At 37.5% G+C, this 17,992-nt stretch carries 16 protein-coding genes; all 16 read left to right on the top strand.

Features of this window, described 5'->3' with window-relative positions; all coding sequences use genetic code 11:
* Window positions 1-3,094, top strand: a 3,094-nt coding sequence (locus HMPREF1504_RS01645; RefSeq protein ID WP_038122876.1) for a YadA-like family protein, incomplete at its 5' end; no start/stop codon positions are given.
* Between the two features lie 214 nt (window positions 3,095-3,308).
* A complete protein-coding gene (gene mraZ, locus HMPREF1504_RS01640; RefSeq protein WP_005376259.1) occupies window positions 3,309-3,740 on the top strand; it encodes a division/cell wall cluster transcriptional repressor MraZ in 432 nt (143 codons plus the stop codon).
* A gap of 9 nt (window positions 3,741-3,749) precedes the next feature.
* Entirely contained in the window at window positions 3,750-4,682 is a 933-nt protein-coding gene (gene rsmH, locus HMPREF1504_RS01635) for a 16S rRNA (cytosine(1402)-N(4))-methyltransferase RsmH (protein ID WP_005376203.1), read from the top strand.
* Window positions 4,683-4,702: 20 nt separating this feature from the next.
* Window positions 4,703-5,107, top strand: a complete 405-nt coding sequence (gene ftsL / locus HMPREF1504_RS01630) for a cell division protein FtsL (RefSeq protein WP_038122873.1) — start codon at window positions 4,703-4,705, stop codon at window positions 5,105-5,107.
* Between the two features lie 58 nt (window positions 5,108-5,165).
* Window positions 5,166-6,650: a UDP-N-acetylmuramoyl-L-alanyl-D-glutamate--2,6-diaminopimelate ligase gene (locus HMPREF1504_RS01625; protein WP_038122871.1), complete on the top strand. Its 1,485-nt coding sequence runs from the start codon at window positions 5,166-5,168 to the stop codon at window positions 6,648-6,650.
* A 1-nt stretch (window position 6,651) separates the two neighbouring features.
* Window positions 6,652-8,010 carry a UDP-N-acetylmuramoyl-tripeptide--D-alanyl-D-alanine ligase gene (gene murF, locus HMPREF1504_RS01620; RefSeq protein WP_038122869.1) on the top strand — a complete coding sequence of 453 codons (1,359 nt, stop codon included), beginning with the start codon at window positions 6,652-6,654 and terminating at the stop codon, window positions 8,008-8,010.
* Between the two features lie 61 nt (window positions 8,011-8,071).
* Window positions 8,072-9,058 (top strand): phospho-N-acetylmuramoyl-pentapeptide-transferase, encoded by a 987-nt coding sequence (gene mraY / locus HMPREF1504_RS01615; RefSeq protein ID WP_005376223.1) that lies wholly within the window; start codon window positions 8,072-8,074, stop codon window positions 9,056-9,058.
* Window positions 9,059-9,184: 126 nt separating this feature from the next.
* A complete protein-coding gene (murD, locus tag HMPREF1504_RS01610; protein ID WP_038122866.1) occupies window positions 9,185-10,549 on the top strand; it encodes a UDP-N-acetylmuramoyl-L-alanine--D-glutamate ligase in 1,365 nt (454 codons plus the stop codon).
* Between the two features lie 4 nt (window positions 10,550-10,553).
* The gene (murG, locus tag HMPREF1504_RS01605) at window positions 10,554-11,663 is read left to right on the top strand and encodes an undecaprenyldiphospho-muramoylpentapeptide beta-N-acetylglucosaminyltransferase (protein WP_038122864.1); all 1,110 of its coding nucleotides are present in this window, start codon (window positions 10,554-10,556) and stop codon (window positions 11,661-11,663) included.
* Window positions 11,664-11,678: 15 nt separating this feature from the next.
* Entirely contained in the window at window positions 11,679-13,061 is a 1,383-nt protein-coding gene (gene murC / locus HMPREF1504_RS01600) for a UDP-N-acetylmuramate--L-alanine ligase (protein WP_038122863.1), read from the top strand.
* On the top strand, window positions 13,058-13,990 hold the full coding sequence (locus HMPREF1504_RS01595) for a D-alanine--D-alanine ligase (RefSeq protein ID WP_038122862.1): 933 nt from the start codon (window positions 13,058-13,060) through the stop codon (window positions 13,988-13,990). Before murC ends, HMPREF1504_RS01595 begins: the two co-directional genes overlap by 4 nt.
* Before the next feature lie 27 nt (window positions 13,991-14,017).
* Window positions 14,018-14,986: a cell division protein FtsQ/DivIB gene (locus HMPREF1504_RS01590; protein WP_009661136.1), complete on the top strand. Its 969-nt coding sequence runs from the start codon at window positions 14,018-14,020 to the stop codon at window positions 14,984-14,986.
* A gap of 29 nt (window positions 14,987-15,015) precedes the next feature.
* On the top strand, window positions 15,016-15,696 hold the full coding sequence (locus HMPREF1504_RS01585; RefSeq protein WP_005379199.1) for a DUF881 domain-containing protein: 681 nt from the start codon (window positions 15,016-15,018) through the stop codon (window positions 15,694-15,696).
* The gene (locus tag HMPREF1504_RS01580; RefSeq protein ID WP_005376145.1) at window positions 15,693-16,037 is read left to right on the top strand and encodes a small basic family protein; all 345 of its coding nucleotides are present in this window, start codon (window positions 15,693-15,695) and stop codon (window positions 16,035-16,037) included. The genes HMPREF1504_RS01585 and HMPREF1504_RS01580 overlap by 4 nt, the downstream gene beginning before the upstream one ends.
* A gap of 146 nt (window positions 16,038-16,183) precedes the next feature.
* Window positions 16,184-17,227, top strand: a complete 1,044-nt coding sequence (gene ftsZ, locus HMPREF1504_RS01575; RefSeq protein WP_005376299.1) for a cell division protein FtsZ — start codon at window positions 16,184-16,186, stop codon at window positions 17,225-17,227.
* Between the two features lie 81 nt (window positions 17,228-17,308).
* On the top strand, window positions 17,309-17,881 hold the full coding sequence (locus HMPREF1504_RS01570; protein ID WP_005376108.1) for an outer membrane beta-barrel protein: 573 nt from the start codon (window positions 17,309-17,311) through the stop codon (window positions 17,879-17,881).
* Window positions 17,882-17,992: the final 111 nt, after the last annotated feature.

Genomic DNA, 17,992 nt, shown 5'->3' with positions numbered 1-17,992 from the left:
TACTACTAACATTGCGAACAATACTAAGAACATCGCTGTTAATGCACAATCTATCGTAGATAATAGTAAACGCATCAACGAAACAAATGTTAAGGTAGAAAATAACACTACTAACATTGCAAACAATACTAAGAACATCGCTGTTAATGCACAAGCTATCGTAGATAATAGCAAACGTATTGATGCAACAAATGTAAAAGTTGATGCTAATGCAACTAATATTGCAAAGAATACAACAGCTATTAACAATATAAATGTAAAAGTTGATGGTGTTAAAGGTGATGTAGCAGGTCTTACTAAACGTGTAGACCGTCATGATCAACGTTTGGATTACTTACAAGATAACATCGCAGATCATTCTACACGTATCAGTGTTGTAGAAGATGGTGTGAAATCCAATACTAAAGCTATTGATGAATTAAAAGGCCATATTGGTACTCAAATCACAAATATCGAAAACACTATTACTAACAAAATTAATGAAAATAATGTAGTTATTAATAAGTCTATCGATAACAAGATTACTGAAAATAACACTACAATTCTTAACAAGGTTGATAAAAATATTGATGTAAAAATCAATGAAAACAACAAACAAATTAACAACACAATTAATACGAAGATTGGTGATGTAAATGTTAAGATTGATGGCGTTAAAGGTGATGTAGCAGGTCTTAAAGCTCGCGTAGATCGTCATGATCAACGTCTTGATTACATTGATGGCAACATTATTCATCATTCTGAACGTATCTCTGCTAATGAAGATGCTATCAAGAAATTGAATGGTAAAATTGGTACAACAATCACAAATGTAGAAAATACAATCAATACTAAGATTGAAGCCAATAATACAGTGATTAGAAACGATATCAACACCGCAATTTCTAATAACAACACAGTAATCAATAAGAATATTGAAACTGCAATTAATAACAACAACACAACTATTATTAACAAAGTTGATAAAAATATCGATGCAAAGATTGTTGAAAACAATACGAAGATTGATAGTAAGATCAACAATGTAAATGTAAAAGTTGATGCGAATGCAACAGCTATTGAAAACAATAGCAAATCTATTACAGCTATTCAAAATAATGTAGCTAATATTAATAGTAAAGTTGATGTGAATACAGCAGATATTAAAGCAATTCGCACTGATGTAACTAATAATACAACAGCTATTGCTAGTGTAACTAAACAAGTAGCAGGTAACACAGCAAACATCGCAGATGTTTCTGCTAAGGTAAATGCTAACTCCACTCGTATCGATGCAAATGCAGCAGCTATTGGTAACTTGAATGGTAAAGTTGATTCTAATGCGAAAGCTATTGAATCCTTGAAAGGTCAAGTAGGTAAAGGCAACACTACAATCGTTAATGTTGAAAAGAAAGTTGAAAATATTACAAACAACATTAAAGCTCAAAATAGTGTAATCAATGCTAATACTGTAAATATTCAAAACAACACTTCTAACATTAACAATATTAAAGCTAATGTAGTAAACGTTGAAAAGAATGTTAACAATATCAAAGCTGATGTAACTATCGTGAAGAATGATATTACTAACATCAATGCGAAGATTGATGCGAAGATTAATATTGTGAACAACAATGTTGAAAACATCAAGAATGATGTGAAGACTATCAATAATCAAGTTACAAATATTAAGAATGATGTGACTAGCATCAAATCTGATGTAACTAGCATTAAATCTGATGTAACAAATGTGAATGCTAAGGTTGAAAACAATATTAAGATTATCAACGGTATTCAAACAGATGTATCTGGCTTGAAAGATCAAGTTGGCAAAAATACACAAGCAATTAAAGACTTGCAAAATGTAAGTGCTGATGTATCTAAGGTAAAAGAACAAGTTAATGCGAATACAATCAAAGCTAATGCTAACGAAGAACGCATTAAAAATGTTCAAAGCCAAGTAGAAGTTAATACTGATAGAATCAAACACAATACTGAAAATATCAATATTAACAAAGCTGCTATCAAGCAAAATGCAGAAGCAATTCAAAATACTAACGTTACTGTTCAAAAAGTAATCAACAAGGTTGATGAACATACTGCAGCAATAAATAGTGTATCTGCTCAAGTTAATAAAAATACTAATAATATTGCGACTATCAATGCATCCGTTATTGAAAATACAAACAATATTACAAAAGTAAATAATCAAGTAACAGCAAATACTACTAACATTACTAAAGTATCCAATCAAGTTACTACGAATATCAATAATATCAATGTAAATGCTAAGAATATTAGCGTAAATACAGAAAATATTAAAAATATTGATAGTCGTGTAACCACTAATGCAAATGCTATTGTTGGTATTACTGAATCTGTGAAAGCTAATGCTTCTAATATTAACGCTGTTAATAACCGTGTAACAGAAGTATCTAGCCAAGTTAATACAAATACACAAAGTATTGCTACTGTAACAAATCAAGTTAATGACAATATTAAATTAACTAAGGCAGTAGGTGCGATTGCATTGGAAAACAATGAACGTATCAATGTAATGGGCTTACAAGTTAACAAGAATACTGCAGATATTAGTACATTAGCTGAAGCTGCAAATTACAGCTTGCGTGCAAGTGCCTTAACAATGCAAGATCATGAAACTATTGAACAACATACAGCACAAATTCAAGATAACTCTCGTCGCATTAGCAGTGTAGAACGTGAAGTTAAAACAGTAGGTGCATCTGCAGCAGCATTGGCAGCATTGAAACCTATTGAATACCATGAAGGCCAAAAAGCTCAAATCATGGCAGCTGTTGGTACATACAAAGGTAAAACCGCAACTGCATTAGGTGTTGCTCATTATGCAAATCCTGATTTGTTATTCCACGCTGGTGCTGCTTATGATGGTGATAATGGTGTAATGGCAAATGCTGGTGTAACTATCGGTATTGGCTCCGCTCCTACAGCACCTTCCAAACCAGCATCTCCTGCAACTGTAAAAGTTCTAGAAGATAAGGTTGCTAGCTTAGAAGCACAAAATAAAGAAATTAAAGAAGTGCTTGAAAAAGTATTAGCTGCTAATCCTCAAGTAGCTAAAAAGACAACTAAATAAGATACCTCCCAAAAGGTAGGCACTGAATACCTGTCTATCTAAGGTATGTATAACCGCGTAGTACACTCGTGCTACGCGGTTTTCTTTTGATTTGAAGATGAAGAAAAATTCATAATTTTACCAATTTTTATGTTTTATTTATTGTAACGAGTGGGGGATTGTGGTAAAATTTACCATATAGTGGTGAATGAGGATTGTAAGGCGGTGATGTTAGATGTTCATGGGTGAATATAATCACACTATAGATGCAAAAGGACGGTTGATTATACCTGCCAAAATACGTGAACAACTAGGTGATCACTGTGTACTTTCAAAAGGCCTCGATAACTGCATCGCTATATATACTGCCGAAAGTTGGGAGCAACTTTCAAAAACATTACAATCATTACCATCTAATAAAGCAAATGCACGTGCTATCAAACGGTTTTACTTTGGTAGTGCCGCAGAACTTGAATTTGATAAACAAGGTCGAATCTTGGTGCCAAGCGCCCTTCGTGAGCATGCTGAGCTACAAAAGGATGCGGTTATTATTGGTACTGGTGATAAGGTTGAAATTTGGAGCCGCGAACGCTTTGATGCATATGATGCGGAAGTGGCTGACAGCGTAGAGTCCTTGGCTGAAGGATTAGAAGGCATTGTGTTGTAGGAGGCTATCGTGGAATTTAATCATGTCAGTGTGCTGTTGAATGAAACGGTGGATTCTGTTGTTACCAATCCTGATGGTATCTATGTTGACTGTACCTTAGGTGGCGCTGGTCACGCTCATGCCGTAGGTGAACGATTGAGTTCACAAGGCATGATTATCGGTTTAGATCAAGATGAAGATGCCTTAGCGGTAGCGAGACAACGCTTGTCTGATTTAACTTGTCAAGTTATGACGATACCTACAAATTTTTCAGATTTAAAACATGCTTTAGAAGAGCAAGGTATTTATGAAGTTGATGGATTTATATTCGATTTAGGAGTTTCTAGTTATCAGCTGGATACACCGGAACGCGGTTTTTCGTATATGAATGATGGACCTCTTGATATGCGTATGGATAAAGAGGCACCTATTACTGCGGAAATCGTCGTGAATGAATATGAATCTGATAAATTATTACAGATTATCCGTGATTACGGTGAAGAACGCTGGGCTAAACGTATTGTTGAATTTATCGTGGCAGCCCGTAATGAAAAGAGAATTACCACTACTGGCGAACTGGTGTCAATTATAAAAAAAGCTATACCAGCAAAAGCAAGACAGGATGGTCCACATCCTGCAAAACGTACATTTCAAGCGATACGCATTGAAGTGAATCGAGAACTTGCTATTTTGCATGATAGTTTTGTAGATGCTGTGAGTATGTTGAAGCCAAAGGGGAGAATTGGTGTTATTACATTCCATTCCTTAGAGGATCGCATCACAAAACAAACATTTAAAGAGCTAAGTACAGCTTGTATTTGTCCGCCAGAATTACCAGTGTGTGTATGTCATCATAAGGCTGTTCTTAAGGCTAAAAATAAGGCCATTGAGCCTAGTGCAGGGGAAGTAGAAATGAATCCTCGTTCTAGAAGTGCAAAACTTAGAGTAGGGATTAAATTGTAGTATTGGAAGGGGTTATTTTAATGTTAGCGAGAAAGGCTGTTGTGGGCCACGTTAAACGTGATGTGTTGCTAGGTGTACAAGCGAGAAAAGCGAAAGCTAGTGTTATTTTTGATATTAGTCCATTGATGAGACAAATCATTCAAGGTATAGCAATCCTTGTTGGTTTTTTGATGATCATGATGGCTATGAACGCATATACTACAAAATTAGGTTATGAAGTAGTTAAAACACAACAAACTGTAGTACAATTAGCAAAGGATAATGATACCCTTGATGTAGAGGTGGCATCCTTAAAATCTCCAGTACGCATTCAAAAAATTGCGGAAGAACAATTAGGGATGGTTTTGCCTGATTCCTTTGTGTATAGCACTAAAAGTACGACTTCAGAACGCAATGTACAAACGAAACAGCAAATTATAGATTAGCAGGCAAAAGCAGCTCTTATGGGCTGCTTTAATTTGCGTATATAGAGGAGAATGTAGTATGAAAACCTTAAAAGATATTATAAGTACGTTAGATGTACAACAAGTACAAGGTGATCAAAATGTATCTATTCAAGATATAACAGCTGATTCCAGAGCAGTAAAACCAAATAGCTTGTTCATCGCTCTTGATGGGGCTACAGTTGATGGTCACAATTACATCGATAAAGCGGTTGCTGCTGGTGCTGTTGCCGTTATCGTATCAAAACCGGTTACTGTACCTAATGATGTGTGTGTTATCACCGTTTCTGATACACGTCAAGCTATGATGGCGTGTGTTCCATACTTCTTTGATTACCCAGCTAATCGCATGCGTATGGTCGGTGTTACAGGCACAAATGGTAAGACGACTACGACCCATATGATTCGTCATATCCTTAAGGCTCAAGGTCACAAGGTGGGGGTTATTGGTACTGTCCATATTATGATTGGTGATACGAGTTATCCAATTCATAATACGACACCAGATGTTGTTGATTTACAGCATATTTTGCATCAAATGGTTCAAGAAAATGTGGAATACTGTGTAATGGAAGTATCTTCTCATGCATTGGCACTCGGCCGTGTTAGCGGGGTTGAATTTGATACGGCCGTATTTACGAATTTGACGCAAGATCACTTGGATTTCCACAAAACATTTGAAAATTACTTGGCTGCTAAATGTAAATTGTTTGAACAAGTTAGTGCAGCTAATCAAGAAAAAGATAATAAAGGTGCTGTTATTAATATCGATGATTCCTATGGTCATCGCGTTATGGAAAAAACTACGGCCCCAACGATTACGTATAGTACATTAGGCAAGGGCACATTGAATGCATCAGATGTTCATATGTCTACTAAGAATAGCCAGTATACTGTGAATTATAAGGGTGAAAGCTACCCTGTATCGATGAATACAACAGGACTATTTAATGTGTATAATACATTGGCTGCTATTGGAGCTTGTTTACAAGAAGGCATCTCTATGGTGGCCATTGATACGGCGTTAAAAACCTTTAGCTCCGTTCCTGGACGTTTTGAATTAATCGAAGAAGGGCAAGATTTTGCTGTTGTTGTCGATTATGCTCATACACCGGATGGGTTGCAAAATATTTTAGAAACTGCAAAGGCAATTAAAGAAAATCGTATCATCATCGTATTTGGCTGCGGTGGCGACCGCGATGCTACAAAACGTCCAATTATGGGCCGTATTGCAGCAGAGTACGGTGATAAGATTTATGTAACATCTGATAATCCGCGTACCGAAGATCTTGTACAAATTGTTAAGGATGTTGAAGTGGGGGTAAAAGAAGCACTTCGCGACGGTACTTCTTATGAGGTAATTGTCGATCGTAGAGAAGCAATTAATCATGCAATTCATGATGCAAAAGCAGGTGATATCGTTATTATCGCTGGTAAGGGTCATGAAAATTATCAAATATTAAAAAATGAAACAATTCATTTTGATGACCGAGAAGAGGCTCGAAAAGCTCTTAAGGAGATCTAATATGGCAGAATTTACATTACAAGAAATAATTGATGCTACTAGTGGCACATGTAAGGGCGATGTAAGTTTACAATTTAAAGATATATCTACAGATACGCGTACGATTGAGGCGGGATATGTATTTGTAGCCTTGCGAGGCGATACATTTGATGGTCATGATTTTATTAATACGGCCATTGAAAAAGGGGCAACAGCAGCAATCGTTGAAAAGGGACGCAGTGTAGACGGTATTATTTGTGTTGAAGTGGAAAACACGCTAAAAGCATACCAGGACTTAGCGAACTTTCACAGACGACGCTTTCAAATTCCTGTAGTAGCCATTACTGGCTCATCAGGTAAGACGACGACAAAAGAAATGGTAGCTGCTGTTCTTAGTACTGAGTTTAATGTATTAAAAACAGAAAAGAATTTTAATAATGAAATTGGTTTACCAAAAACATTGTTGCAACTTTCACCAGAACACGAAGCCTGTGTTGTAGAAATGGGGATGCGTGGATTAGGTCAAATTGAAGAATTAGCCCTTATTGCAGAACCGACAATTGGCATCATTACAAATGTAGGAACTAGTCATATTGAATTGTTGGGCTCTCAAGAAGCCATTGCTGAGGCAAAGGGTGAATTGATTAGATGTTTATGCCCCGATAGTGTGGCCATTCTAAATGAAGATGATCATTTCGTAAAGGCCATGAGTTCCATTGCAGAAGGAAAAACTGTTACTTACGGTATTCATAGCAATGCTACGGTAATTGGCAGTCATTTACGCTATAAAAAGGATGGCATTAAGTTTACCTGCAAATGTTATGACGAAGTATTTGACGTATTTTTGCCTATGATTGGTGAGCATAATGTGTATGATGCGTTAGCTGCTATTGCTGCAGGTCGTGTGTTAGGCGTTAAATCTAGTAAGATTAAAAAAGGTCTTAGTGATTTTACAGGCACACCTATGCGTCAAGAAATTGTAGCATTCGAAGACATTGTTATTCTCAATGATGCGTATAATGCCAATCCTTCTTCTATGAGTGAGTCCATCAAAGCATTGGGTCAATTAGAAGGTAAACGTAAAATTGCTATGCTCGGTGATATGCTTGAACTAGGTGATTTTACGGAGGAAGGCCATCGACAAGTTGGCAGATTATTGGCCGAAGAAGGATATAGCGTTGTATTTACCTTTGGTGAGGCAGCAAATTTCATTGCTAAAGAAGCGAAATTAGCAGGTTTAGAGGTACATCGTTGTAATAGTCATCTCGAAATGGCAAATGCCTACAATGATATTCGTGAAAAAGGCGATGTTATTTTGGTAAAAGGTTCCAGAGGTCTTCGAATGGAACGTGTTGTAGAGGAATTAAAAGAACGTGAATAGAGGTTATAACGGCTAGATTCTTCTAGCCGTATTAGCCGTTATTAGAGAATAGGGGAGTAATATGATTTACCACATTCTATTAGCATTTGTAGTGACATTTATAATTACATTAGTATTGGGCAAAATTGGTATTCCTATGCTTAAATCATTGCATGCTCAACAAAGTATACGTGAGGAAGGTCCTGAAAGCCATCAAGCTAAGGCTGGCACACCGACTATGGGTGGTGCATTTATGATGGTAGCTCTTACAATTGGTGTGGCTATTTTTGCACCATGGAATGTGGCTACAGGTATGTTGTTATTCCTTACACTTGGTCATTGTTTACTCGGATTCTTTGATGACTTTGTAAAAGCTGTTAAAAAACGTAATCTTGGCTTAACTGCAAAACAAAAGTTGTTAGGTCAATTTATTTTAGCGGCTATATTCTGTTATTTTATTACTGAAATTATGGTCATTCCTACAACATTATGGATTCCTGTTGTAGATGCACATATCCAATTGGGCTTTGCCTATTATATTTTAGCTTTCTTGATCATTGTAGGCGCTACTAATGCGGTTAATCTTACAGATGGTCTCGATGGTTTAGCATCCGGTACATCCGCTGTAGCAGCGATTGCGTTTTCTGTAATCGGTTTGATGATATACTCCACTGAAAGTTCTGTGGCTGCTGAAAGCGTAGCCTTTTTTGGGTCCATTGTAACCGCCGTATGTCTAGGCTTTTTGGTATTTAATATTAATCCAGCTAAGGTGTTTATGGGCGATACAGGCTCCTTGGCTCTTGGCGGCGCCTTTGCAGGCATGGCTATTTTAACTAAAACAGAATTATTACTCGTAGTGATTGGCGGTATTTTCGTAATGGAAGCCTTGTCTGTTATCATTCAAGTCATTTCCTTTAAAACACGAGGCGTGCGCGTATTTAAGATGAGTCCAATTCATCATCATTTTGAGTTATCCGGTTGGTCTGAACAAACTGTAGTTAATCGCTTCTGGTTCGGTGGTGCTGTTCTAGCCATTTTAGGGGTTATACTTGCAACTGTAACAATTTGATATAAGAAACGTATCTTTGCAAATTGATAGTTAAGTACGTGAAAATGCTTAACTTGAACGGCATTTAATGGTATTCTTATAAGATGAGATAAAAATTTTTCGTGCTTAGTGATTTAGGTGATACAAATGGATTATGGAGAGAAAAATATTCTTGTTCTTGGTGCTGGTTCCAGTGGAATTGGTGCCGCATGGGTATTGGCACAGTTACATGCAAATGTAGTTTTAAATGATTATAAACCAGTAGAGTTTGAACCATCTACGCGTAAACGACTGGAAGACGCTGGTGTAACTATCATTACGGGGCGACAAGATAATAACTTGCTTGATGGTGTAGATCGTATCATCATTTCTCCGGGCATTGCTTTATCCATTCCAATCGTACAAGAGGCTTTGTATCGTAAGATTGATGTAGTAAGCGAAGTAGAGCTTGCTTATGATGTTTGCAAATCTCCTATTTTAGGTGTTACTGGCACAAATGGTAAGACCACCACAACCACCCTATTAACGCAAGTTATGGAATCTACTGGCCTTCCTGTTAAAGTGGGCGGAAATATTGGTGACTCCCTAAGTGAAGCCGCGTATCATATGCCAGAAGGTGGCTATCTAGTAGCTGAACTCTCTAGTTATCAATTAGAAACGATTAAATCCTTTTGCCCATTAGGCGCTATTGTATTAAATGTAACGCCTGATCATTTAGCACGTCATAAGACGATGGAAAACTATGCAGCTGCGAAGGCTCGTATTTTTATGAATCAAAATCTTGAGAATTTTGTTGTCCTCAATGATGATGATCCTATTGTTCGGGCTATGAAAAAAGATGCACATAGTAAGGTTCTCAGCATTAGCCAACATCATAAGGTTGATAGCGGTGCGTATTTTGAAGGGAATACATGCTATGCCGTATTAGATGGTAAAGCTACTCCGGTTATTGATACAGAACATATCCACATTAAGGGCTCTCACAATATTGAAAACATATTGGCTGTAATTGCCTTAACATATGCTTTAGGTGTAAAGGTAGAGCATATTAAACGTACCATTGAACAGTTTCATGGTGTAGAACACAGATTGGAACGGGTTACAACATTCCATGATGTTACATTTTATAATGATTCTAAGGCTACTAATACAGACTCTGTAGTAAAAGCTTTAGATGCCTTTGATAAACCAGTCATTTTATTGGCTGGTGGTCATGATAAGATGACGCCTTTAGAAGACTTTATGAATATTGTGAAAGCACATACTAAAGAGGTCATTTTTATGGGGGAAGCAGCAGATCGATTTGAATCCGTTGCCGTAAAAATGGGCGTTCAACATATTCATCGTGCACAGTCTATGAAAGAGGCTGTTGCATTGGGGTATCAATTAGCAAAAGCTGGAGATATTGTATTGCTTTCACCAGCATGTTCTAGCTTTGATTGGTATAGTTGCTTTGAAGAACGGGGCGAAGATTTTAAAAACTGTGTTAGAGAATTAGAGGAAAGGGGCTAAGGGCGTGAAACGAATCATCATTTCTGGCGGTGGTACGGGTGGTCATATTTACCCGGCTATTACGATATATAAGGAAATCATGAAACAGCAACCTGATGCTAAGGTCCTCTATGTGGGAACAGAACATGGTTTAGAAGCTGATTTGGTACCGAAGGAGAACATTGATTTTGTTACATTACCTGTACAAGGTCTGCAACGAAAACTTTCATTAGGTACATTGGTAACAATGGGGAAAACGGCATTTTCTCTTATAAAGGCCAATTTAATTATTTCAGAATTTAAACCAGATGTTGTTATTGGCACAGGTGGTTATGTATGTGGTCCTATTTTAATGGCTGCAGCATTACGCAATATTCCTACATTAATTCAAGAGCAAAATGTTATTGCTGGTATTACGAATAAAATCTTGAGCCGTTTTGTTGATATAGTCGCCGTTGGTTATAATGAAGCAGCCAAATCGTTTGGTAAGGCGAAACGTGTCGTATATACGGGTAATCCAGTACGCCCTGATGTACTTGTAGATTCTCGTGCAGAAGGCCGCCAATTTTTTGGGCTGTCTGATGATATTTTTACAGTCCTCATCGCTGGTGGTTCTCGTGGGGCACGTACGATTAATACGGCCATGATAGATGTACATAAACATTTTCAAGGTAAACCGGGCATTAAGTTGGTACACATTACAGGGAATGGGGAATATAACACTGTATTAGAGCAACTAGGTATTGACGATGGTACTGGTTTGGGAGAATCATCGTTGATTTTGCCATATTTACATGATATGCCAAAGGCGCTAGCCGCTACGGATTTGGCTGTATTTAGATCTGGTGCTATCGGACTGGCTGAATTGGCAGTACGTGGTATTCCATCTATATTGGTGCCATATCCTTATGCTGCAGAAGATCATCAAACGTATAATGCGCGCATTTTTGTACAAGAAGGGGCTGCGCATATGATTGTAGATAAGGTTTTGACGAGCCATGATTTAATTGGTGAAATCGAAATGTTTATGGCAAATCGTGAATTATTGGCTCAAATGGGGGCCAGTGCGTTGCGTTTAGGGAAACCGAATGCAGCTCATGATATTGCTGAATTAGCGTTATCTATTGCGAAATAGTTAAGGAGAGTAATTATGTTAGAAGGTATCCATAAGATTCATCTCATCGGTATAGGTGGATCTGGTATGCGCGCTATTGCGAATATTTTAATTCAAAAAGGATATGAAGTATCTGGTTCTGATGTTAAAGAATCTGATGTAATTGAACGTTTTAGACAAATGGGGGCTACCGTTCATATCGGTCATAATGCTGATTATGTACAAGGTGTAGATGCTGTAGTTCGTTCCACAGCTATTCGTGAAGATAATCCGGAAATCGTAGCAGCAAAGGAACAAGGTATCACTATTTTACATCGTTCTGACATTGTAAAAGCCGTATTGGATGTTACGAATGGTATTGCCGTAGCCGGTGCTCATGGTAAAACATCTACTACATCAATGATTGGTCAAATTCTCGTAGAAGGACAAATGGAACCAACTGTTATTATCGGTGGCGAAGTTGATTACCTCAAGGGGAGTAGTTGTTTAGGTAAGGGTGAATACTCTGTTGTTGAAGCCGATGAAAGTGATGGTTCATTCTTAAAATTAAGACCTAAGACGATTGTTATTACGAATATCGAAGATGATCATATGGATCATTATAAGACGATGGAAAATCTATTGAATGCATTCTGTCAATTCGTTGAAACATTACCTGTTGATGGTAAAGCAGTTGTTTGCGGCGACAATGATAACATTCGTTATGTTATGAGCAAAGTGGAACGTCAATTTATCACATATGGTTTAGAAGAGTCTAATGATTATGTAGCAAAAAATATTCACTACGAAGATAGTTCTTTAGTTTACGATGTAGTTCGTAAAGGTGAAACATTGAGCAGAGTGTCCTTACGTGTGCCAGGTAATCATAATGTGCTAAATTCTTTAGCATCTTTTATTGTGGCCCACGAATGTTGTCACGTTCCGGTTCCATCCATTGTGAAAGCATTAGGTAAATTTATCGGCGCTAAACGTCGTTTTGAAACAAAGGGCCACGTAGCTGGTGTATGGGTAGTCGATGATTATGCTCATCATCCAACAGAAATCAAAGCAACTTTAAAAGCCGCTAAGGAATTAGAAAAACACCGTGTTATCTGTGTGTTCCAACCTCATCGCTATTCTCGTACATCCTTATTGAAAGACGAGTTTGCTACGGCTTTCACCAGTGCAGACGAAATTTATATGACAGATATATACAGCTCTGGAGAAGATCCAATTAGCGGCATTGATGGTCATACAATTCCGAATATTATTAGTGAAATAACGCATCAACATGTAAATTATGTGGAAGATGTAAATGATTTGCCAGCAGTCCTTGCGAAGGTGGTACGACCAAATGATTTGGTTATTACTATGGGGGCAGGTTCGATTAATCAATATGGTCCAAAGTTATTAGCGTTATTGGAAGAAGGTTTACAATGAAAGATAAACATATCATCGTATTAATGGGTGGTCCATCTGCTGAGGCTGAAGTATCTCGTAGAACTGGCGCAGCCATCGCAGAGGCTTTGATTAGCAAGGGGTATCACGTTTCCACATTAGAACTAAATCCTCGTACTGTATTACAAGACATTGAAAACCTTAAGGGCGATGTTGTATTTAATGCGATTCACGGACGTTATGGTGAAGATGGTGCCTTGCAAGGTGCATTAGAGATGGCTGAAATTCCATATACTGGATCCGGTATCATGGCACATTCTGTAGGAATGAATAAAAAAGTAAGTAAAGATGTATTCAAAGGCGCTCACATTCCTACGGCGGAATCTATTTCCTACAATGGCAATCTACAGTCGAAAGAAGATATCATTAAAGATATTGAATCTAAATTCTCCTTGCCGGTTGTATTGAAACCAGCAACACAAGGTTCAAGTATTGGCGTTACCATTGTAAAAGAAGAAGATCAATTGGCTAAAGCTGTTACAGAGGCGCTTACATATGACCCAATTCTTGTGGTGGAACAATATTTAAATGGTCGTGAATTTACCGTTTCTGTATTAGATGGTAAGGCATTGGCTATCATTGAAATTAGACCTCATTCTGGTGAATATGATTACGCTAGTAAATATACAGCAGGTGCTACTGATTATTTAGTACCGGCTCCAATCAATGCAGATATGACAAAAGAGATGCAAGCTATTGGTGAACTTGTATATCGTGAAGTACAAGCGAGTGGGGCAATTCGCGTTGATGTCATGACTGACGATAAAGATAATATGTATGTATTGGAATACAATACTATTCCAGGTATGACGGCTACTTCTTTGGTGCCAAAGGCTGCTAAAGAGGTGGGCATAGATTTTCCTGAATTATGTGAAAAAATCTTATTAACAGCAGGTTATGGGAAGTTTTAAATGCTGTAGTATGTAAGGAGAGTAGTTATGGATGATTTTAAGCAACATCCACCCAACTCAAATCAGATAGATACGGAGCATCATAGACCCGACTTTCTTCATCCTGAGACTGAGCCAATCCACAAGGATGATGGAGATTCAATACATAACAGTGAGCGTGAATTAGCTCGTAAACGTAAACAAGAGAAAGCGGAGGTTAGAAAGAAATTTCTAAAAATAGGTGGTGTTGTAGCCATAGTGTTGTTAGGCTTATTTAATCTACCTATTCCGCTTGGTTCTATTAAAGTTATTGGATCTGATAAGGTTACTGTACAGGATGTAGAGGTTGCTGGTGATATTGGGGAACCAGTCAATGTACTTCGTATCAATAGAGAAAACTTGCGACACCGATTATCAAAGGATCTTCGTATTGAAGACGCTCAAATTGGTTACGAATTGCCGTTAACAATGGTGGTTCGTGTAGTCGAGCGTAAGGCTATTGCTGTGATACCAGCTCAATTTGGGTATTTAACCTTGGATAAGAATGGGCAAGTGATTGCATCTGATAGTGTCATTGAAGACACGACGGTGCCTATGATTTCTGGTGTTAAGGGTGGTAATATACTGCTAGGTGATATGGTTACCGATAAGCCGATTGTACAGGCTCTTGATTATCTGCGTGCCTTAGATGATGATACATTTAAGCAAATTGCAGAAATTAATATTGGTGATCCTAATAATATGATGGCGTATACCGTATCAGGTATACAGATTCGACTAGGCGATGGCGAAGATTTGAAAAGCAAAGCCGATTTAACAGCGTCTATGCTAAAAGATTTACCTAAGAGTCAAGGTAATGTTCAATATATAGATGTTAATCCGTCATCTCCTTTCATTAAAACCGATAAGGTAACGGTGCAACCAAAATCTAATAAATCTAAGTCAGACACTAGCCAATCTGAGAAAAAAGATACATCAAAACAAAGTGCTAATGTATCAAAATCAAAACAAGATTAATTATAAGCATAAAAAGGGTGGATGATGTTGTGAAACACGAACGATGGGCTATTGGTCTTGTCAGCTTTGTATTGGGATTCATGGTCATTACTCAGTACAAGATGACACAAGATAATATTCAAGAGAATATACGGCTACAACGAACTGGTGATTTGGTGGCTCAGTTAAAAGATGCAGAACATGAAAAGGATGCTTTACTAAAGCAAATTGAGCAATTAAAAGCCAGTGGTTCTGGTTCCAGTGCAGATGAAACATTACTTCGCAAAGCCGCATTGACTAATGTCAAAGGACCTGGTGTAACCGTTCTGATAGAAGATAGTGCTAAACCAATTCAAGGGGGCGAAAATCCTAACCTATATGTAATTCATGATGAAGATATTTTACGTATCGTCAATGAATTACGAGCTGGTGGTGCTGAAGCATTGGCAATCAATGATCAACGTTTGATTGGTACATCTGAAATCCGTTGTTCAGGTCCTACGATTACCGTGAATGGTAAGGTGTATGGCGCTCCATTTACAGTTAAGGCCATAGGGGATCCTAAAACATTGAATTCAGCCCTCACTATGCGTGGAGGTATTGTAGACTCTTTAAAACATTGGGGCATTAAGGTGACCATAAAAGAGGAGCCATCCATTGCCATTCCGGCATTTACCGGTTCTTATAGAGAAGAGCATTTACAATCAAATGAGTTAGGAGGTAAAGAATGAATATTTATATCTTTGCTATCATTGGACTCATAGTAGGTGTTGTTGTAGGATGGTTTACACCATTACATATTCCAGCAAGCTATGCTAATTATACTTCTGTAGCTGTGCTAGCTGCATTAGATGCGGTATTTGGTGGCAGTCGTGCCGCATTAGAGAGACTATTTGATTTAAGTAATTTTATCAGTGGATTCTTCTCCAATGTAATACTTGCTGTTGTATTAGTATATATTGGCGACTTAATTGGGATTAATTTATACTACGTTGCCTTGATTGGTTTTGGGTTACGGGTTTTTATTAATTTAGCTGCTATTCGAAAGAACATTATGACTAAACGTTTCTAATTATCAAGATTCGATTATAGTTGTAGTGGAAAGTTTTTAAATTTTAGTGTAAAATAAATGTAATTGTTATAATTAACTCAGTATATAAATAGATGTATTCGTATTTATATTGACAGAAATAGATAACGATAAGAGGAGGAAGTTCGATGTCTGATTTTGCAAATATTAAAGTTATCGGTGTCGGTGGTGGCGGTAATAACGCTGTTAACCGCATGGTTGAAAGTGAACTAAATGGGGTTCAATTCTTATCCGTTAACACTGAAAGCCAAGTACTTGAATTGTCCAAGGCTGATGTAACTATTCAAATCGGTGAAAAAGTTACTAAAGGTCTTGGTGCTGGTGCTAATCCACAAATCGGTGAAGCAGCTGCTCAAGAAAGTCGCGAAGATATCATCAAAGCTCTTGAAGGTGCTGATATGGTATTCGTAACTGCTGGTATGGGTGGTGGTACAGGTACTGGTGCTGCTCCTGTAGTTGCTGAATGCGCTAAAGAAGTAGGCGCATTGACTGTAGGCGTTGTAACAAAACCTTTTGCATTTGAAGGTAAACGTCGTCGTGCTGCAGCAGAAAAAGGCATTGAATTCTTGACTCAAAAAGTTGATACAATTATCGTTATTCCTAATGACAAATTGTTACAAGTTGTAGATAAAAAATGCTCCTTGTCTGATGCATTTGGTAAAGCTGATGATGTTCTTCGCCAAGGTATCAAAGGCATTTCCGATTTGATCCAAATTCCTGGTTTAATCAACCTTGACTTTGCAGACGTTAAGACTATCATGACTGAACAAGGCGAAGCTTTGATGGGTATTGGTTTAGCTACTGGTGAAAACCGCGCTGCAGACGCTGCTAAGATGGCTATCAACAGCCCATTGTTGGAAACTTCCATCGATGGTGCTAAAGGCATCTTGCTTAATATTTCCGGTAGTGCAAACTTGAGCTTGTTCGAAATTAACGAAGCAGCTGAAATTATTTCTGATGCAGCAGATCCTGATGCAAATATCATCTTCGGTTCTGTTATTGATGAAAGCTTAGGCGATAGCGTTCAAGTTACAGTTGTTGCAACTGGTTTTAACTCCAGTACTAAGAATGTTCCAGAATTCGGTAAAACAACAACTGCTGCACGTCCAGCAACAAACACATCTGCTCCTACAAGCAGCATCCCTGATATCCCTGTATTCATGAAACGCTAATATTTAATATATATACTTATACAATATTAGAATAAAAGTAACTTATTAAGACACATATCTATGTGTGTATAGGAGGTACAAATGAAAAAATTAGTATTATTATCTTTAGCTGCAACAGTGATTACTGGCAGTGCATTCGCTGCATCCGTGCCTGTAACTAAAATCAGTGATAATTCCACAAAAATTCAAGCTGATTATGCGTTCAATCAACGCGTATCTAATAGCGGTGGCACTAACAATGATGGCTTTGGTGTATCTTTAGAACATGATTTAAGCAATAAATCTGCTCTTCAATACTCTTATAACAAAGTAAATGCTAAAAATGGCGATATTAAAGATCACCAATTGGCTTATGTTTACAAAGTACATCCAAATGTAAATATTTACGGTGCTGGTACAGCTATCCGTACACATGACACTGAGTTAGGTGTTCAAGCTGGTGTAATTGGTCACGTGCCTTTGACTGACAAAGTTAACGGCTTTGCTAAAGCTGGTTGGGGCAACGATATTAAACAATCCTATCAAGTAGGTGCTCAATATGAAGTTAAACCTAACATTGATTTGAATGTTTATTATGGTTATGACAAATATAGCGTAAACGATAATGACAAGACTTCCAAAGGCTTACATGCTGGTGTAGGTTATACATTCTAATCGTCATATATGCAATTGAAACCACTCATCTTTGATGGGTGGTTTTTTGTGGCTCTATAATAAATGTTGGGGTGACACCACTACGGTGTCACTTCCAACATTATTTTTTTG

The sequence above is a fragment of the Veillonella sp. ICM51a genome, assembly GCF_000524355.1.
GTDB classification, from domain to species: Bacteria; Bacillota; Negativicutes; order Veillonellales; family Veillonellaceae; genus Veillonella; species Veillonella atypica.
This window is presented reverse-complemented; position numbering and strand designations above follow the sequence as displayed.